Annotated in this window: 18 protein-coding genes; 9 read left to right on the top strand and 9 right to left on the bottom strand. The window is 55.7% G+C overall.

Annotation, left to right across the window (positions count from 1 at the left end; genetic code table 11):
- Nucleotides 1-24: 24 nt before the first annotated feature.
- Both nudI and LH86_RS04220 read right to left on the bottom strand, forming a co-directional pair.
- Nucleotides 25-450 carry a nucleoside triphosphatase NudI gene (gene nudI / locus LH86_RS04225; protein WP_039298630.1) on the bottom strand — a complete coding sequence of 142 codons (426 nt, stop codon included), beginning with the start codon at nt 448-450 and terminating at the stop codon, nt 25-27.
- A 103-nt stretch (nt 451-553) separates the two neighbouring features.
- Entirely contained in the window at nt 554-1486 is a 933-nt protein-coding gene (locus LH86_RS04220) for an omptin family outer membrane protease (protein ID WP_039298629.1), read from the bottom strand.
- A 517-nt stretch (nt 1487-2003) separates the two neighbouring features.
- On the opposite strand from LH86_RS04220, the gene LH86_RS04215 reads away from it, so the two are divergent.
- Together LH86_RS04215 and LH86_RS04210 are read left to right on the top strand one after the other, a co-directional pair.
- Nucleotides 2004-2540, top strand: coding sequence for a GNAT family N-acetyltransferase (locus LH86_RS04215; RefSeq protein WP_039298627.1), 537 nt, complete (start codon nt 2004-2006; stop codon nt 2538-2540).
- Nucleotides 2541-2843: 303 nt separating this feature from the next.
- On the top strand, nt 2844-3737 hold the full coding sequence (locus LH86_RS04210; protein ID WP_039298624.1) for a Kdo hydroxylase family protein: 894 nt from the start codon (nt 2844-2846) through the stop codon (nt 3735-3737).
- A gap of 65 nt (nt 3738-3802) precedes the next feature.
- Here LH86_RS04210 and gorA read toward each other — a convergent pair whose 3' ends face one another.
- A complete protein-coding gene (gene gorA, locus LH86_RS04205; RefSeq protein WP_039288737.1) occupies nt 3803-5155 on the bottom strand; it encodes a glutathione-disulfide reductase in 1353 nt (450 codons plus the stop codon).
- An 86-nt stretch (nt 5156-5241) separates the two neighbouring features.
- Nucleotides 5242-6084, bottom strand: a complete 843-nt coding sequence (locus LH86_RS04200) for a 23S rRNA (adenine(2030)-N(6))-methyltransferase RlmJ (protein WP_039298622.1) — start codon at nt 6082-6084, stop codon at nt 5242-5244.
- Nucleotides 6085-6279: 195 nt separating this feature from the next.
- Here LH86_RS04200 and LH86_RS04195 point away from each other — a divergent pair, with 195 nt between their 5' ends.
- The 4 genes from LH86_RS04195 to LH86_RS04180 all read left to right on the top strand — a co-directional run bounded on the left by LH86_RS04195 (nt 6280) and on the right by LH86_RS04180 (nt 10928).
- Nucleotides 6280-7551 carry an acid phosphatase gene (locus tag LH86_RS04195; protein ID WP_039298620.1) on the top strand — a complete coding sequence of 424 codons (1272 nt, stop codon included), beginning with the start codon at nt 6280-6282 and terminating at the stop codon, nt 7549-7551.
- A gap of 153 nt (nt 7552-7704) precedes the next feature.
- The gene (gene prlC, locus LH86_RS04190) at nt 7705-9747 is read left to right on the top strand and encodes an oligopeptidase A (RefSeq protein ID WP_039298617.1); all 2043 of its coding nucleotides are present in this window, start codon (nt 7705-7707) and stop codon (nt 9745-9747) included.
- 8 nt (nt 9748-9755) lie between these two features.
- Complete coding sequence (gene rsmJ, locus LH86_RS04185; RefSeq protein WP_039298614.1) at nt 9756-10508, top strand: 16S rRNA (guanine(1516)-N(2))-methyltransferase RsmJ; 753 nt, start codon at nt 9756-9758, stop codon at nt 10506-10508.
- An 81-nt stretch (nt 10509-10589) separates the two neighbouring features.
- The gene (locus LH86_RS04180) at nt 10590-10928 is read left to right on the top strand and encodes an endonuclease domain-containing protein (RefSeq protein WP_039298611.1); all 339 of its coding nucleotides are present in this window, start codon (nt 10590-10592) and stop codon (nt 10926-10928) included.
- Between the two features lie 579 nt (nt 10929-11507).
- On the opposite strand, the gene uspA is transcribed toward LH86_RS04180, so the two are convergent.
- A complete protein-coding gene (uspA, locus tag LH86_RS04175; protein WP_039298608.1) occupies nt 11508-11945 on the bottom strand; it encodes a universal stress protein UspA in 438 nt (145 codons plus the stop codon).
- Nucleotides 11946-12311: 366 nt separating this feature from the next.
- Between uspA and uspB the strand changes: the two genes are divergently transcribed.
- Entirely contained in the window at nt 12312-12647 is a 336-nt protein-coding gene (gene uspB, locus LH86_RS04170) for a universal stress protein UspB (RefSeq protein ID WP_039298606.1), read from the top strand.
- A gap of 75 nt (nt 12648-12722) precedes the next feature.
- On the opposite strand, the gene pitA is transcribed toward uspB, so the two are convergent.
- Entirely contained in the window at nt 12723-14219 is a 1497-nt protein-coding gene (pitA, locus tag LH86_RS04165) for an inorganic phosphate transporter PitA (RefSeq protein WP_039298603.1), read from the bottom strand.
- A gap of 229 nt (nt 14220-14448) precedes the next feature.
- Between pitA and LH86_RS04160 the strand changes: the two genes are divergently transcribed.
- Both LH86_RS04160 and LH86_RS04155 read left to right on the top strand, forming a co-directional pair.
- Nucleotides 14449-15642, top strand: coding sequence for an NAD(P)/FAD-dependent oxidoreductase (locus LH86_RS04160; RefSeq protein ID WP_039298601.1), 1194 nt, complete (start codon nt 14449-14451; stop codon nt 15640-15642).
- A gap of 72 nt (nt 15643-15714) precedes the next feature.
- Nucleotides 15715-16479: a DeoR/GlpR family DNA-binding transcription regulator gene (locus LH86_RS04155; protein ID WP_039298597.1), complete on the top strand. Its 765-nt coding sequence runs from the start codon at nt 15715-15717 to the stop codon at nt 16477-16479.
- A 30-nt stretch (nt 16480-16509) separates the two neighbouring features.
- Here LH86_RS04155 and LH86_RS04150 read toward each other — a convergent pair whose 3' ends face one another.
- The 3 genes from LH86_RS04150 to LH86_RS04140 all read right to left on the bottom strand — a co-directional run bounded on the left by LH86_RS04150 (nt 16510) and on the right by LH86_RS04140 (nt 18835).
- Nucleotides 16510-17316: an HAD-IIB family hydrolase gene (locus LH86_RS04150; RefSeq protein WP_039298595.1), complete on the bottom strand. Its 807-nt coding sequence runs from the start codon at nt 17314-17316 to the stop codon at nt 16510-16512.
- Nucleotides 17317-17350: 34 nt separating this feature from the next.
- Complete coding sequence (locus tag LH86_RS04145) at nt 17351-17839, bottom strand: phosphoribosyltransferase (protein WP_039298592.1); 489 nt, start codon at nt 17837-17839, stop codon at nt 17351-17353.
- Between the two features lie 198 nt (nt 17840-18037).
- Nucleotides 18038-18835 (bottom strand): energy transducer TonB, encoded by a 798-nt coding sequence (locus LH86_RS04140; protein ID WP_039298589.1) that lies wholly within the window; start codon nt 18833-18835, stop codon nt 18038-18040.

The raw sequence follows: 18835 nt of genomic DNA, 5'->3' as shown, positions 1-18835 counted from the left end.
GCAGCTTTCGGGCTGCCCAATGCTTTAAAGCAGCCCCTTATCGCGGAGCGTCGCGGCTGTGGCTTCGTTCAGATCGTAGTTCGCCAGATCCTGCGGGCTGACCCACGCGTACTGCTCAAACTCTTCGTTAAGGATTATCTCGCGGTTTTCGCTGATGCAGTCGAACATCAGGTAAATCATGTACACCTGCTCCCGGCTGCCGTCGGCGTAGGTTTTCACTCGCACGTCGTCGCGGAAGGTCCACGGCTCGATGTGCGAGATAATAAGCGCTTCGCCCAGCTCTTCCCTGATCTCACGCCGCAGTCCTTCTGCCATGGTTTCACCTGGCTCAATGCCGCCGCCGGACAGCGCCCACTGGCCGGGAAACACCCCGCGATCTTGTGGCATTTTGCACAGCAAATATTGACCCTGATTCTGGATAATCGGGCAGGCAATCACTCTTTGTCGCATGGTCATCTCCCTGAAAATAAGCCGCTGAGTTATAGCACAGATAGGAAAAAGGGTCTGCGCGCTGGCAGACCCCTGATGAATAAAACCATTTAGTAGCAGTCTTTTAGAAGCGATACTGCACGCCGACGCCATAGGTGTAGCTGTCGTTACTCAGGCCTGCTGACCCGCTGCTCTGAGACCAGGTTTCTCCGGTATTATTATTGCGGGTTTTGGTTGAAGCTTTTGCTTCGGAAAAACGCGTCCAGGTTAATTCCGTGTACAGCCGGGTATTTGGCGTGACGTAATAACCGGCGGAGACGGTTGCGGCGTAATAATTAGAATGATTACTTTTTTCGCTAAAGCTAAGCTGACGCATATAGTGCTCGTCATTATCCTGGGCATTAACCAGCGGGCTGAATTTAAATTGCCCTGCAATATCAAAATCCTGATAGCGGTAGCTACTGGTCAGCCCAATATAAGGCACGCTGAATTTCTGGCTATAACCAATCCCCGGTTTCCCGGCGGGGAATTCACCGACAAGTTTGCCGTTGAAATAATTGTATGAGCCGCCTCTCGCTGTCCAGCTATAGCGCGTTTCCTGGTAACCGGTGACGATGCCGAGGTTATAAGCAGGTTCCTTTAACAGCCAGCCGGTCAGGTTAAGATCGAACTGGTTGGCATAATTCAGGCTGGTATCCGGGTGGGTAGATTTGTCGCTCCAGTGACTCTGGCCTGGCGTTTGCCAGTCATAGTCGGACATATGCGAGCCGCGAGAGGCGAAGGTTGTCCAGCCGTTAGCATTGAGGGTGATGTAGCGCTGTGCGTCCCAGCTAATACCGCCTTTAATAATAGGGGTATTTTTGATTTTCCATTTCAGTTCACTTAATTTACTGCCATCGCCTTGATTATAAACAAGCTCTTTAGATTCTCCGTTTAAAACGCTGGTGGAAATATTCGTGCTAACTGCATCGGGTGAAAAATTAAAGCTGGTTGAAGCTAGCAGCGCCGGGCTAAACAGCAATGCGGCGGCTACAGGCAGGTATTTTTGCTTGTGCATGATGTATCGTTCTGTTTTCTATAACATTGGTTTGGTGTTGCAAAAAATAAACCTGTACGGACAGGTTAAGGGCCGTAAAGGGTTATTGTTGCGCGATAAATTATGTTGTTGAAAATTATTATTAGTTTGTCTTGCCAGGCAAAACGGGAGCTATTTTATGGACTGTGACTTGACAGGGGAAAGATTATTTTCTACTGGCGAATATTTGAGCGGTGAATCGATTGATTTTAAAGAAGTTTAAAATTGTAGCTTTTTGTTACAAGGATATATCATAACTATTCATATGTATTTATTAAGAAAATTTAGCTTAAGTCGTATTTCGATAATTTAAATATGTAAGCGAACTAATAATTATTTGGCGACTGAAGCTCTGCTGCCCGTAGCATATTCATTTCATTCTTTTTTTTACATGATGCGTGCCATCGAGTAGCTGAGCACTCGGCGTAATATCGAAAAAATGTAAAGCTGCTACTCTGCATGCCGACACTACACCCAGACACTTTGACCAGGAACCATTATGGAGCCGTTACTGACCACCCCGCGCCTGACGCTGCGCAAGTTTACTCGTGCCGATTTACCCGTTTTTATTGAATACCGCAACCAGCCGGAAGTTGCACGCTACCAGAGCTGGGACGGCTATAGCGAAGCCGATGCGGAGGCGTTTTATACCCAGCAGGCACCGCTGGACTTTAATACCGATGAAAGCTGGTTTCAGATTGCGGTGGTGCGCAGCGAAGACCAGCGTTTATTGGGCGACGTTGCCGTTCACTTCTTCGATGAAGGCCAGCAGGCAGAGCTGGGCATGACCTTTGACGAGCGCCATCAGCGCCAGGGCTTTGCTTTTGAAGCTCTTCGCGGGGCGATTGAGCTGTTGTTCACCACCTTCAACAAGCATCGCCTGGTGGCGACGGTTGATGCCAGGAATGAAGCCGCTGCTGGCCTGCTGGAAAAACTGGGTTTTCGTCGCGAAGCACACTTTCACAAGAATATTTTCTTTAAAGGTGAGTGGGGGGATGAATATGCCTATGCGCTATTGCGCAGCGAATGGAAATAAACAATGGCCTGCTTAGCGGGCCATTTTATTTAGCAAAGTCTAATAGCCGATAATAGCAGTGAGCCAATGCAATATTCACTGAACGTTATTTTATGATTTTGTGCGTTTTAATTTAGTGCCTAAGGTGATGTTTATCTTTTGTTTAACTTTTAATTCACATTCTTACTATACTCGCTTCAACCCCTTTCAAGTATGCATTCGCTGTCTTCCGGCGGCATGCTTCAATTCGTCTTTCAAAAAATAAAATGTTCCGGAAATTCATCTGTTAAAGACATTGTCCGGAGCAGTGGCAAGGACATCAATATGTCAGATTTAAACATCACTCTTGATACCGCGGCCCTGACGCATCCGCTTTCTCAATGGGGCAATACGGCGGCTGAATCCGTTGTGAGCGAGCTGGAACAGGGCAAAGTTGTCTTTCTGCCGCAGCTGGCCTTTGCGCTGACTGAACAGGAAACCGAGCTGCTTAACCCGGCAGTTGTGGATCCAAAACGTAAAAACATCAGCTACCAGCCTCTGAAGGATAAGCTGACCGGCGTGGCCGTAGCTGAGCAGGAGCCAGAAGTTCGCGCCCTGCTAAAACGCCATTACGAATCCTGCCTGCAGCTGATTGCTATTCTTCTGCCTGAATACCAGCAGGTGCTGCATTCGCCGACCAACAGCCTGCGCCTGCACCCCGTTAAGCAGTGGACGCAGAACACCTCGTGGCGTAAGGACGACAGCCGCCTGCACGTGGACGCGTTCCCGTCCCGGCCTAACTACGGCGAGCGTATTTTGCGTATTTTCACCAACATTAATCCGACCGGTGAAAGCCGTAGCTGGCGCGTGGGCGAAGCCTTCCCGACGCTGGCCGAGCGTTTCCTCCCGCGACTGAAAAACTATTCCCCGGTAAGCAGCTGGCTACAGAACGCTGTCGGCATTACCAAAAGCCGCCGCAGCCACTACGACCACCTGATGCTGCAGATGCACGACGCCATGAAAGCCGATGCGTATTATCAGGAGCAGGGGCCGCAGGTGGCTATCGACTTCCCACCGGGCAGCAGCTGGATTTGTTTCTCTGACCAGACGCCGCATGCCGCGATGGGCGGGCAGTTTATGCTGGAGCAGACGTTCCTGTTGCCGGTGGCAGCCATGCAAAACCCGCAGCATTCCCCGCTGAAGGTGCTGGAAAGGTTGTTGCGTAAGCCGCTGATATAAAACGCTGAGCAACCAATAAAAAAGGCCAGAGTTACCCTGGCCTTTTTGGTCTATCCCGAGAGGGATTAACGCATAGTAACAAACTCTTCCGCTGCGGTCGGGTGGATCGCCACGGTGTTGTCGAAGTCTTTTTTGGTTGCGCCCATTTTCAGCGCCACGGCGAAGCCCTGCAGGATTTCATCCATGCCGAAGCCGATGCCGTGGATCCCGACGATTTTCTCGTCCGGGCCCGCGCAGACCAGCTTCATGCGGCACGGCTGGCGGTGAGAGGTCACGGCGGTGTACATGGCGGTGAAGGAGGATTTGTAGACCTTCACGTTATCGTCGCCGTACTGCTCGCGCGCCTGCGGCTCGGTCAGGCCAACTGTACCGATTGGCGGGTGGCTGAACACCACGGTCGGCACGTTGCTGTAGTCCAGATGCTCGTCCGGCTTGTTGTTAAACAGACGCTCGGACAGGCGACGACCGGCGGCAACTGCCACAGGGGTCAGCTCAACTGCACCGGTGTTATCGCCCACCGCATAAATCCCCGGCACGCTAGTGTTCTGGAACTTATCAACCTTGATGTAGCCTTTGGCGTCCAGCTCAACGCCGGTCACCTGCAGGTTGAAGTTGTCGTTAGCCGGTTCGCGGCCAATCGCCCAAATCAGGGTGTCGACGGTTTCCGCGCGGCCATCTTCCAGCTCCAGCGTCAGGCTGCCGTCTGCATTTTTCACTACCGCTTTCGGAATCGCGTTGGTGTGCAGGGTTGGGCCTTCTGCTTCGATGACTTCCAGCAGCGTTTCAACGATCAGCGGGTCGAAGGTGCGCAGCGGCGCATGTTTGCGCACGAACAGGTGCGTTTCTGAACCCAGCGCGTTAATCACGCCCGCGATTTCCACCGCAATGTAGCCTGCGCCAACCACAGCCACGCGTTTTGGCAGGCCCGGCAGCTCGAAGAAGCCGTCGGAGTCAATGCCGTATTCAGCGCCAGGGATGTTCGGGTGGCTTGGACGGCCGCCGGTGGCGATCAGAATATGGTCTGCGGTGATGGTTTCGCCGTTCACTTCCACGGTGTGGGCATCTACAAACTTCGCGAAGCCGCGAATCACGTCCACGTTATTCTTGCCTAATACGTTGTCGTAAGAGGTATGAATGCGGTCGATATAGGCGGTGCGGCTGGCGATCAGCTTGTCCCAGTCGAAGTGATTCAGCGTGGTGTCAAAGCCGTAGTCCGGGCCGTAGTTGTGGATCGCCTCGGCGATCTGCGCCGCGTGCCACATCACTTTTTTAGGTACACAGCCGACGTTCACGCAGGTGCCGCCCAGATCCTTCGCCTCAATCAGTGCGCATTTCTGCCCATACATTGCCGCACGGTTAATCGAGGCGATACCGCCGCTGCCGCCGCCAATGGCGAGGTAGTCATAATGTTTGGTCATGATGTTTCCCTTTTGAGTCGAAAATTAGGCGCGATTGTAGCGCGCCGGGATAAAGGTTCTACCGATTGTTGTAAAAGGGATGGCCGTTATTCAGGCACAACCCAGCTCAGCGTGGTGGAGCCGGTCCCCGTTGGCACCAGCTTTTTGTGCAGCCACGGCAGGACGTTCGCCATCTGCTGTTCCAGCTTCCACGGCGGGTTAATCACAATCATGCCGGAAGCCGTCATGCCGCGCTGATCGCTGTCCGGGCGAACCGCCAGCTCGATCTGCAGGATGCGGCGGATGCCGGTCTCTTCCAGGTCGCGGATCATGCGTTTGATTTGCTGACGCAGCACCACTGGGTACCACAGCGCGTAGGTGCCTGTCGCAAAACGCTTATAGCCTTCGGCAATCCCTTTCACCACGTGCTGGTAGTCGGTTTTGATCTCATACGGTGGGTCGATGAGGATCAGCCCGCGGCGGGAAACCGGCGGGAGCTTCGCTTTCAGCTGCTGGTAGCCGTCGGCGCGCTCCACGCGGGCGCGGTTGTCTTTCTGGAACTCCGAGCGCAGCAGCGGGAAGTCGGACGGGTGCAGCTCGGTCAGCTGCAGGCTGTCCTGCTCGCGCAGCAGGTGGCGGGCGATCAGCGGGGATCCCGGGTAATAACGCAGGTTGCCGCTGCGGTTCAGATGCTGCACCGCGCCAATGTAGGCTTCCAGCTCGGCAGGCAAATCGTCCTGCTGCCAGATGCGCGCGATACCTTCCAGATACTCGCCGGTGCGCTCCGCATGCTCGCTGCTCAGCTGGTAACGACCGGCGCCTGCGTGAGTGTCGAGATAGAGAAACGGTTTCTCCTTCTCTTTAAGCGATTCAATAATCAGGCTTTGAACGGTGTGTTTTAGTACGTCGGCATGGTTACCGGCGTGAAAGCTGTGGCGATAGCTGAGCATGAGGGATGGTGTTCCACGAATAAGAAAACAAATTTCCCACAGTTTACCGCAGATTGCGGCGGATTACCGCCCGGGCGCGGGGCTGTTTCAGTCGGGGAGAAAGCGTTTCAAAACATAACGGTGTCATAAAAACGTCAAATTACCAGGTTAGCGTCGCTGCCAGGCAAGGTAATCGTTTGAATAAAAGGAAAAATAATGAAACTTCGTATTTCTATGCTGGCCGCCGCGTTAGCCGTCTCTCTGCCCGCGTTGGCGAAGGATGTGTCTCTTCCTCAGGCCGCGGCGATAGCCAATAGCGTGACCCCGGCCAACAGCAGCCAGGCGTTTGATGAGCTTGAAACGCAGTCCCTGGCGGCGCTGCGCGCTGCCCTGAAAGGCGATGCGGATAAACTGACCCGCGACCAGCTGGATAAAGCGAAGCAAAGCAAAAAGCTGGCGGATACCGCCTGGCTGAAGGCGAGCGGCTATGACTTCCAGACCAAAACTAACCAGAAGGCGGGTATTGAGCTGCTGTCTGCCTTCAGCAAGCTGCCGGACTCGGTGATTAAGCAGAACCTTGAAACCGTCACCAACATCAACCTGAACGCCGTGCAGACTTCGCGTCATCAGGCGCTGGCGGATGCCGAGGGCATCAACCACCTTTACTTCCTGAGCGACGCCATGGGGCCGCGCCTGGGGAAAGCCTTCCTCGCCGCCTACGATAAAGGCGAGCTGAGCAAAGCCGCGGCGCTGATTAAAGCCTCCGAAGTCAGCACCAGCGCGGCGAAGAAGCACTTCAATAACCCGCGTCCGTTCCTGATCCAGGGCAACACCATTCACCTCGTGCCGGACGATGTGGTGATTAAAGACAACAAACTGTACACCGCAGACGGCGGCTCCTTCCCAAGTGGCCACACCAACACCGGCTACACCGACGCGCTGCTGATGGCCGAAATGGTGCCGGAGCGCTTTGAACCCCTGGTTGAGCGCGGCGCGCGCTATGGTTACTCGCGCATTGTGCTGGGCGTGCATTACCCGCTGGACGTGATGGGCTCCCGCATGGTGGCGCAGCGCAACGTCGCCAACTACCTGAACGACCCGAAATACCGCGCGTTGTTTAACGAAGCCCGCGATCAGCTGCGTGCCGCGCTGGAAAAAGAGTGCGGCACCTCTTTGGCTGAATGTGCGAAATCTTCCGCGAAAGACGATCCTTACCGCGCCCCGGCGATGAAAGAACTTTACCGCTTCACCATGACTTACGACCTGCCGCAGCAGAAGGGCGAGAAGCAAGCCCTGCAAGTGCCGCAAGGGGCAGAAGTCCTGCTGGAAGCCGCGCTGCCTAAGCTTTCCGCTGCCCAGCGCCGCGACCTGATGGTGAAAACCGCGCTGCCAGCGGGCTACCCGCTTTCCGGCACGACGGCAGACCAGCAGTTCTGGCAGCGCCTGAACCTGCCAGCGGCCTACGCAATGGCCACTAAATCCCACTGATTGACCGCCCGGGGCAGCGCCTGCTGCCCCATTTCCCGGCTAGCTCAGCGCAACGCCCGGGATTGAAATTCGCTACACTTAACCCCATGCTAGACTCCATGCACAAAGCGCCGCTTGAGCGCTTCTCTCTCCCTTTTAATCAGGAACGCGCTTATGACCAATCCTTTACTGACCTCTTTTGAGCTGCCGCCGTTTTCCGCCATCAAACCAGAGCATGTTGTTCCGGCTGTGACGAAAGCGCTGGACGACTGCCGTGCGGCGGTGGAAAGCGTGGTTGCGCAGGGCGCGCCTTATAGCTGGCAGAACATGGTTCAGCCGCTGGCAGAAGTGGACGATCGCCTGGGCCGCCTGTTCTCCCCGGTCAGCCATTTGAACTCGGTACAGAACAGCCCGGAGCTGCGCGAAGCCTATGAGCAAACGCTGCCGCTGCTGTCCGAATACAGCACCTGGGTTGGCCAGCACGAAGGCCTGTATAACGCCTATCGCGACCTGCGCGACGGGGCGAATTACGCCAGCCTGAGCGTCGCCGAGAAGAAAGCGGTGGATAACGCCCTGCGCGACTTCGAACTGTCCGGGATTGGTCTGCCAAAAGACAAACAGCAGCGCTATGGGGAGATCTCCGCTCGCCTGTCCGAGCTGGGGTCTACCTACAGCAACAACGTGCTTGATGCCACCATGGGCTGGAGCAAACTGATTACCGACGAAGCCGAGCTTGCCGGCATGCCGGAAAGCGCCTTAGCCGCAGCGCGCGCTCAGGCGGAAGCCAAAGAGCAGGATGGCTGGCTGCTGACGCTGGATATCCCAAGCTACCTGCCGGTGCTGACCTACTGCGACAACCGCGAATTGCGCGAAGAAATGTACCGCGCCTATTCCACGCGTGCTTCTGACCAGGGGCCAAATGCCGGGAAGTGGGATAACACCCCGGTGATGGAAGAAATTCTGGCGCTGCGCCACGAGCTGGCACAGCTGTTGGGCTTTGGCAACTACGCGGAAAAATCCCTCGCCACCAAAATGGCAGAAAATCCGCAGCAGGTGCTGGAGTTCTTGTCTGACCTGGCCAAACGCGCCCGTCCGCAGGGCGAAGCCGAGCTGGCTCAGCTGCGCGCCTATGCGAAAGAGCATTACGGTGTGGAAGAGCTGGAGCCGTGGGACATTACCTGGTACAGCGAAAAACAGAAACAGCATCTCTACAGCATCAGCGACGAACAGCTGCGCCCGTACTTCCCTGAAGAGCGCGCGGTAAATGGCCTGTTCGAAGTCGTGAAGCGCATTTATGGCATCACCGCTAAAGAGCGGAAAGATATCGACGTCTGGCACCCGGATGTACGCTTCTTCGAGCTGTATGACGACCAGGGCGAGCTGCGCGGCAGCTTCTATCTCGACCTTTACGCCCGTGAGCACAAACGCGGCGGGGCGTGGATGGATGACTGCGTGGGCAAAATGCGCCGCGCCGATGGCTCGCTGCAAAAACCGGTGGCCTACCTGACCTGTAACTTCAACCGCCCGGTGAACGGCAAACCTGCGCTGTTTACCCACGATGAAGTGATCACCCTGTTCCATGAGTTTGGCCACGGCCTGCATCACATGCTGACCAAAATCGAAACCGCAGGCGTGTCCGGCATTAACGGCGTGCCGTGGGATGCGGTCGAGCTGCCGAGCCAGTTTATGGAAAACTGGTGCTGGGAGCCGGAAGCGCTGGCGTTTATCTCCGGCCACTATGAAACCGGCGAATCTCTGCCTGTCGAGCTGCTGGAAAAAATGCTGGCGGCGAAGAACTACCAGGCAGCGCTGTTTATCCTGCGCCAGCTGGAGTTCGGCCTGTTCGACTTCCTCCTGCATGCGGAATTCAACCCGGAGCAGGGCGCGAAAGTGCTGCAGACGCTGGCCGAAATTAAGAAACAGGTTGCCGTGGTGCCGGGGCCGAGCTGGGGCCGCTTCCCGCACGCCTTCAGCCACATCTTTGCCGGCGGCTACGCGGCGGGCTACTACAGCTATCTGTGGGCCGACGTGCTGGCGGCGGATGCCTTCTCTCGCTTCGAAGAAGAGGGCATTTTCAACCGTGAAACTGGCCAGTCGTTCCTCGACAACATCCTGACCCGTGGCGGTTCGGAAGAGCCGATGGAACTGTTCAAACGCTTCCGCGGGCGTGAGCCGCAGCTGGACGCGATGCTGGATCACTACGGTATTCAGGGTTAAGCCACCACGTGAAAATCTGTTTACTGACTGAAGCAGGCGCCGACTCCGGCGCCTTATCTGTTTTGAGCGAGCGCTGGCAGCTCGAGCATGATGAAGAGGCGCTGATGGCGCTGGTGCTGACGCCTGAAAGGCTGGAGCTGCGCAAACGCGACGAGCCAAAGCTCGGCGGCATCTTCGTTGATTTTGTCTCTGGGGCGATGGCGCACCGCCGTAAGTTTGGCGGCGGACGTGGCGAAGCGGTAGCAAAAGCCGTGGGCGTTAAAGGCAGCTATCTGCCGGATGTTGTAGACGCAACTGCAGGGCTGGGGCGCGATGCGTTTGTGTTGGCGTCCGTCGGCTGCCGCGTGCGGATGCTGGAGCGTAATCCTGTCGTGGCCGCGCTGCTCGATGACGGCCTGCGCCGTGGCTACGAAGATCCGGAAATCGGCGGCTGGCTGCAGGAGCGATTGCAGCTCATTCATGCCTCAAGCCTGACGGCGCTCAGCGATATTACGCCGAGACCGGACGTGGTTTATCTCGACCCGATGTTCCCCCACAAGCAGAAAAGCGCGCTGGTGAAGAAAGAGATGCGTGTTTTCCAGTCTTTGGTGGGGCCGGATGAGGACGCGGACGGGCTGCTGGCCCCGGCCAGAGCGCTGGCGAAGAAAAGGGTCGTTGTGAAGCGCCCGGACTACGCACCGCCGCTTGCCGACGTTGCCACGCAGAATGCGGTGGTGACCAAAGGGCATCGGTTTGATATTTACGCCGGGACGCCGGAGTAATTACTAAAACGCTGGAAAGTACCTCGCAGAAGAGATTGCTTCCCCTCGCCACTTTACGGCTGCATTGGCATGTTGTAGGCCATGCAGCCGATCCGACGTTATGCCCGCCAGCTCAGGCGGCAGATGACTCCCGAAGAGAACTTGCTGTGGTATCAACTCCGCAGCAGGCGTTTTGCCACGTATAAGTTTCGGCGGCAGCATCCGATTGGGCTTTATATCGTGGACTTTGCCTGCTGCGCTGCTCGCCTGGTGATCGAACTGGACGGCGGGCAGCATGAGATGCAAAGGGGCTATGATGAACGAAGAACGAAGTATCTGAATGAGCAAGGGTGGCGGGTGAGGCGATTCTGGAATAACGAGCTGCGGGAGAATCTGGAGGGGGTGTTGACGGTGATTTTGCAGGATCTGAGTGAGCTGTGACCCTCACCCCGACCCTCTCCCTGGAAGGGAGAGGGGGAAAATCAAAGGCTTGTGCTCTATCAAGTCCCCTCTCCCCTTTGGGGAGAGGGCTAGAGTGAGGGGTTAATGCTTACCGCAATTCAATCCCCTTTCCCCTTTGGGGAGAGGGTTAGGGTGAGGGGTTAATGCTTACCGCAATTCAATCCCCTTTCCCCTTTGGGGAGAGGGCTAGAGTGAGGGGTAATGCTTACCGCAATTCAAGTCCCCTCTCCCCTTTGGGGAGAGGGCTAGAGTGAGGGGTAATGCTTACCGCAATTCAATCCCCTTTCCCCTTTGGGGAGAGGGCTAGAGTGAGGGGTAATGCTTACCGCAATTCAATCCCCTTTCCCCTTTGGGGAGAGGGCTAGAGTGAGGGGTTAATGCTTACCGCAATTCAATCCCCTTTCCCCTTTGGGGAGAAGGGCTAGAGTGAGGGGTTAATGCTTACCGCAATTCAATCCCCTTTCCCCTTTGGGGATAGGGTTAGGGTGAGGGGTTAATGCTTACCGCAATTCAGTCCCCTCTCCCCTTTGGGGAGAGGGTTAGGGTGAGGGGAAAATGTTACTCGTCTTCGTCATCACGCAGCGGAACAATCAGCATATCCACATGCACGGTATTGATCAGCTGGCGCGCAGAGGACATCAGCTTGCTCCAGAAATCCTGGTGGTGACCACAAACCACTAGATCCATATCGTATTTTTTAATGGCATCGACCAGCACCTGGCCCAGATCGCCGCTGCCGCTCAGGGTTTCGGTAATCGGGTAACCTGCCCCGGTAGACAGCTCGGTGAGCGCGTGGTGAGTCTCTTCGGAAATGCGTTTCTGCATATCGCCCAGATTGACATCAATCAGCCCGGTATACAGATCGGAGTAATTCACATCGACATGAATCAGGGAAACTTTCGCGTTGTAAGGCCGAGCCATTGAGACGGCTTTTTCTACCAGGACTTTACTCTCAGGGGAGAGGTCAACCGCGATCAGAATGTGTTTGTAAGCCATAATGTTACTCCTTCCATAAGTTATCGATGACTCTCGCCGTCATCTTTTAAACCGTAGCGGCATGAGCTACGGTCACCCGATCTAAAGACTTCAATTGTAGATGGTATTTCGCTTTTATCGAACCTTCTTCAGCCCGACAATGCGCCATCCCTTAATCACATTCAAGCGAAAAATGAATGCGGCCACTTTGATAAAGATTAACGCGGTGGTAAAAAAATTAAGGGATCTCCTACACTATTAAATGAGCCGGGCGGGAAGAGATCTGTGACCTGTATCGGTTATTCGTTGCAGGATTGTCTGACAAGGTTTTCGGGGAGAGCGGTTGTCCCGAAGCAATGGCTTCGAGGGCTTCGCCGGGAGGGGTACATGATCAGCACCGTCGCGCTGTTCTGGGCGCTTTGTGTAGTTTGTGTCGTGAATATGGCGCGCTATTACTCTTCACTGCGCGCGTTACTGGTGGTGCTGCGTGGGTGCGATCCACTGCTGTATCAGTACGTTGATGGCGGCGGTTTTTTCACCTCACATGGTCAACCCAGCAAGCAGGTCAGGCTGGTGCGTTACATTTACGGCCAGCGCTATGTCGATCATCATGATGAGGAGTTTATTCGCCGCTGTGAGCGCCTGCGCCGCCAGTTTATTCTGACGAGTTCGCTGTGTGGTCTGGTGGTGATTAGCCTGGTTGGATTAATTATCTGGCACTAGTTTGTAGGGCAGCGTTATGGACAAGCATAAAAAAAGCGGGCCAGTTTCCTGACCCGCTTTTTCTTTGGCTACGGCTTACACGAAGCGCAGCGCAATCCAGTACAGCCCGCCGGAAAGCAGAATCGAAGCCGGTAAGGTGAATATCCATGCCATCAGGATATTGGTTACCGTCTTACGCTGCAGGCCGCCGCCGTCCACGATCATTGTCCCCGCCACGGAGGAAGAGAGCACGTGGGTGGTGGAAACCGGCATCCCGGTGTAGCTTGCCAGACCGATAGAAACAGCGGCAGTCATCTGCGCGGACATCCCTTGCGCATAGGTCATGCCTTTCTTACCGATCTTCTCACCGATGGTGGTCGCCACGCGACGCCAGCCGATCATCGTACCCAGACCAAGAGCCAGAGCCACCGCCAGAATAATCCAGACCGGCGCGTACTCGATGGTGCTAAGCATGTCGCCTTTCAGTTTCTTCAGCAGGCGCTGGTCGTCGGCGCTGACTTCAGGCAGCTTCACCACTTTATCGGTGGTATCGGAGATGCACAGCATGATGCGACGCAGCTGGCTACGTTGCTCAATGGTGAGCTTGTCGTAGCTTTCGATGTCGGTCAGCATTAGCTTCGCGCGGTCCAGCGCGTTAATCGCGTTGGCCGGGTGGCAGTGGAACTGAGCCGGTTCAGTCGCGCCCGCTTCCGGAGAAGGGATCAGCTGTTCCGTGCCGGTGGCTTTCTTCAGCAGGTCAGGACGTTGCTGGAAGAAAGTTTCGACGTTGTTCACCGCATCGCGAGTACGGGTGATTTCGTAGCCGGAAGCATTCATGTTAACCACGAAGCCCGCCGGTGCGACGCCAATCAGCACCAGCATAATCAGACCGATGCCTTTCTGGCCGTCGTTAGCGCCGTGAGAGAAGCTCACGCCGATAGCGGACAGGATCAGCGCGATACGCGTCCAGAAAGGCGGCTTTTTCTTGCCGTCTTGCTTTTCACGTTCCGCAGGCGTCAGGTGAATACGCTGCTTTTTCTTGGTGTTGCTCCAGTAACGACGCAGCAGGAAAATCAACCCACCGGCTATCACCAGCCCGACAATCGGGGACAGAATTAAGGAAGCGAAGATCCCAATGACTTTTGGGATATTCAGCGCGTCGACAACCGAGGTGCCGGTCAGCAGCGCGTTGGTCAAACCGATACCGATGATGGCACCGATAAGCGTATGGGAGCTGGAGGCCGGCAGACCAAAATACCAGGTGCCGAGGTTCCAGATAATAGCGGCCAGTAACATAGAGAACACCATGGCGAGACCATGAGAAGACCCTACGTTTAACAGCAGATCTGTAGGCAGCATATGCACAATGGCATAGGCCACGCTCAGCCCACCGAGCAGAACGCCGAAGAAGTTAAACAACGCAGCCATTGCCACCGCAAGTTGCGATCGCATAGCGCGGGTATAAATTACCGTTGCTACTGCGTTGGCCGTATCGTGGAAACCATTAATGGCTTCGTAGAACAGCACAAATGCCAGAGCAAGCAAAAGTAAAAGCCCGGTATGAAGATCCAGGCCGGCAAACAAATGTAGCATAGACGTTACGCCATTTTGAGGACATGAACGCGGCGCATTATGTAAGACAACCTCCACCGCGGCAAAGTGAAATCTGGACTTTTTTTGATTTTAGTCGCCATCTGGCGCACAGGTGGAATGATTTACATTTTGTTTATCAATCACCTGCATTTGTTATTCACCTTAAAGCTGGTGCGACCAGCCTCAGGTCTTTACAATCCGTTGCCTTAAGCATAGTCGGGAGTCGGTCGTGGAAAAGTTTGATGCCATTATTATAGGTGCGGGTGCAGCGGGAATGTTTTGTGCGGCGGTTGCCGGGCAGGCGGGCAGCCGCGTATTGCTGATTGATAATGGTAAAAAACCGGGCCGGAAAATCCTGATGTCCGGCGGCGGGCGATGCAACTTTACCAATCTTTATGTCGAGCCTGCGGCGTATCTGAGCCAGAACCCGCATTTTTGTAAATCTGCGCTGGCGCGTTACACCCAGTGGGACTTTATCGACATGGTAGGCAAGCACGGCATCGCCTGGCATGAGAAAACCCTTGGGCAGCTGTTCTGCGACGATTCTGCCCAGCAGGTGGTCGATATGCTGGTGGCCGAATGCGAGAAAGGCAAAGTGACGATGCGCTTGCGCAGCGAAGTGCTGAATATTGAACGCGACGAGCAGGGTTACACCCTGCAGCTCAACGGCTGCAGCGTACAGGGCGCGAAACTGGTTATCGCCAGCGGCGGTCTGTCGATGCCGGGGCTGGGTGCGACGCCGTTCGGCTATAAAGTCGCCGAGCAGTTTGGCCTGAAGGTACTGCCGACCCGTGCGGGCCTGGTGCCGTTCACGCTGCATAAACCTTTGCTCGAACAGCTGCAGGTGCTGTCCGGCGTCTCTGTGCCGTCCGTCATCACCGCAGAAAACGGCGTCAGCTTCCGCGAAAGCCTGTTGTTTACCCATCGCGGCCTTTCTGGCCCTGCGGTGCTGCAGCTTTCCAGCTACTGGCAGCCGGGTGAGTTCGTCAGCGTCAACTTGCTGCCCGACACAGACCTGGACGTTTTTATCAATGAGCAGCGTAAAGCGCACCCAAATCAGAGCCTGAAAAACACGCTGGCGATGGTGCTGCCTAAACGTCTGGTCGAGTGTTTGCAACAGCTGGGACAAATCCCGGACGTGACGCTGAAGCAGCTTAACAGCCGCCAGCAAAGCGAGCTGGTTGACACCCTGCAAGCCTGGCGCGTGCAGCCGAACGGCACCGAAGGCTACCGCACGGCGGAAGTGACCCTCGGCGGCGTGGACACCAATGAACTCTCTTCCCGCACCATGGAAGCCAAAAAAGCCCCAGGCCTTTATTTTATCGGCGAAGTGATGGACGTCAGCGGCTGGCTGGGCGGCTATAACTTCCAGTGGGCCTGGAGCTCCGCCTGGGCGTGCGCGCAGGCGCTGGTTGAAGGCTAACGCACCGCTTTTCGAGTGCCGATGATAGATTGTGATATGTTATGCACAATTGCAGCTATTTAAGGGCTAAACGTGACTGATTATGACGCATTGCCTGAACAGCGCCAGGCGATGATCCACCAGATCCTGACCGAAACGGGCAGGGTGATCGGGGCCGATGTGGCGCGGAAGCTGGGTGTGTCCGAGCACACCATCCGCCGGGATCTGCAGGAGTTGGCGCGTCGTGGCCTGTGCAAAAAGGTCTACGGCGGCGCCATCAGCCAGTTCCAGCAGTCTGCCAGCTTCGAAACGCGCGTGTCCCAGGATGTGGGTGAGAAAACCCAGGTGGCGCGGAAGTGCGCCGGGATGATCAAAGCCAATACCTGTGTGTTTCTCGACGCCGGTTCAACCTATCTGGCGATGGTGGAATTTATCCCCGAAGAGCTGGATCTCACCATTGTCACCAATTCCCCGCAGATTGCTGCGGCACTGAGCGGGCGCACGCGCGGTGAGCTGATTCTGTTGGGTGGCAAAGTTAACCCGCTGACTGGCAGCACGCTGGGTTCCGACACGGTCAATCAGCTGCGTGGTATGGTTTTCGATCAGACCTTTATCGGCGTGTGCGGGCTGGACCCGCAGGCTGGTCTGAGCGCGGTTTATTACGAAGATGCCTGTTTTAAACGGGAAGTGCTGAGCCAGAGCAACGAGGTGATCGCCGCCGTGACGGCCAATAAAATGTCCCAGGTGGCTCGCTACAAAGTGGCGCCCTGCGAAGACATTGATATTGCGGTGGTCAGCGCCGAAACCAAAATTGCCGATTTCGGCGGCGTTAATTTGCGGATTGAAATCGCGGGCTAGAGAAACAGGCGGCATGTATGCCGCCTTTCTTCAGACTTTGCTTTGCAGCGCCAGCAGACTTTTTATCGTGTTCTGGACCGCGCTTTCATCATTGCTGCCGGTAATAAATCGGGCCGCGGCTTTGGTCTCTTCAAACGCATTACGCATCGCGAAGCTGTATTCCGCCTGGGCCAGCAGCTCCAGGTCGTTGTACCCGTCGCCAAAGGCGAGAGTTTCCGCCGGGCTGACGTTCAGTAACTGCTGGAGCCTTTGCACCGTTGTTCCTTTATGAACGCCGTAATCGGCAATATCTATCCACGCTGCTTCGGACACCACGATGTAGACATCCTGCTCAAACGGCCTGAGAACCGGGCGAGTCTGCGGGCAGTTTCCGACTTCGTCATAGACGCTGATCTTCACGAAATCACACTCGAGTTCGGCCAAAGAGTCCACCAGCGCCAGGCTGGCGTAGGACTGGCGCATTTTGTCCTGCAGCCGCTGCGGCACGTCTTTACGAACAAACGCGCTTTCGCTGCCGCAGGCAACAATCACGTGGCTGTCGCTGGCGGCCTCCAGCGTGTCGATAATGCGTAATCCCAGCGCATTATTGATCAGCGACTCGTAGACATATTCGCCGTTTCTTTTGATGCGTGTGGCGCTGTCGCCGATGATCCATAAATCCTCGCGGTAATCGGTGAACAGCTCTTCTACCCGCTGGCACTGCTTGCCGGTACAGGCGGCAAAATGGACGCCTTGCTCGGCCATTAAGCGGTGGGTTTGGGCAAATAATTCACGGTCATAGTCGCCGTGGCTATTGAGAAAAGTGCCGTCCAGGTCGGTAATAATTAGCTTTATCATGTTGTTATCCCATCGGTAAGTGTTCTGTAGGCGTTTATATTTTTAGTTTTGAAACGAACGGCAGGTTGCGGTACTTGTTTTGCCACGGCATGCCGTAGCCAATGAGCAGATCGTCGTTGTCCATGATGTAGGCATAACATTGCTCCACGGGGATCTCTACGCGACCAGGCTTCACAAATAAGGTGGCAATGGAGAGTGATTTCGGGGCGTAATGATCGATTAAATGCTCGACCAGCCGCTTCATGGTGCCGCCGGACTCAATGGCGTCATCCACCAGGATTACGTCTTTCCCCCTGATGCCAATGTTGTCGTGGTAAACGATGGTAGAGCTGTTATTTCTGTCGCCGGGCGTGTGCGGGCAGGAAATATAGTCCATTGAAATATCGAAAGTTAACTGTCTGACCAGATCGGCGGTAAACAGGATCCCACCGGGCACGACCGTGATCACTACCGCTTCGTGATAGCGACTGTTCAACTGCCGGGCGACTTTGGTGACGCCATCGGCAATCGTCGACTCATTCATCACTATGTGTCCTACATGATTGTTTCTCACTGCTGCATCCTCGCTAAAATGTCATTGCTCGTTGTTGCTCGATTAAAATAAGATCGAATGCTCGATTGTGCAATGTTAGCGTGATATTAGCGTATTTTTTGTGATCAAAAACGATCGCACAGGAAGGTGATGCTCAATGCTGCATTATCGAGCATTGAGCAAAGGAATTTACTGGCGGAGATCGAACCGGATCGGCAGCGTGAGGGTTATTTGCGCCTGGCCTGGGGCGATATCGTCCGTGGGGGCGGGCAGCGGAACCGCACGAGTCGGCAGGGCAAGGGCTTCCCGATCCAGCGTTGGTGTGCCGCTGCTTTTTTCCAGCGCCACGCTAAGGACCTGGCCCTCCCGGTTCAGCGTCAGGCTCAGGTAAACCACGCCCTGCGCCTGCTGGCGTAAAGCCTGAGCCGGGTAGCGTTTGAAGCGGTCGAGCCGCTGGCGCAGCAGCCCGACCCAGTTCACTTCGCCTGGGCTGGGGGCACTCACCGCGCTGCTTCCTGCTCTGCCGGCGCTTTGCTGCGGGTGGCTGGCTGGGGCATGGGTTTCAGGTGCAGGTGGCGCAGGGGCTGGCGGCACTTCCGCATCGTGCGGCTTAACCGGCTGAGGTTTGGTGATGACTTTATGGCGCACTTTTTTGGCCACAACGATCTCCGGGTTCGGGGCCTCCACGCTCTTCACCTCCTCCTTCGACTCGGCCTTTTCCTGAGGTGCCGCCGACTGGGTCTGCTTGATCTTATCGGGTTGCTTTGCTGGCGTGGCGACAGAGGCCGGATCGTCTGTCGGGAGGATCATCAGCGCAATCGGCGGTGGCGCGGTGGCCGGCTGCTCCTGCGTGGGCCGGTTGGTCAGCCAGAGAAAAATGCCCGCGTGCAGCAAGAGCGCCAGCACCAGCCCGATGCTGCGGCGTGAGGGAGGCAGGCCGTCGGACCAGGCAGGAAAAGGCTGTCTTATCGGCAGGGTAGAAGGCAT

The sequence above is a fragment of the Cedecea neteri genome (assembly GCF_000758325.1).
GTDB lineage: Bacteria > Pseudomonadota > Gammaproteobacteria > Enterobacterales > Enterobacteriaceae > Cedecea > Cedecea neteri_B.
The sequence above is the reverse complement of the archived record's forward strand: the minus strand, read 5'-3'. Positions and strand labels throughout refer to the sequence as shown.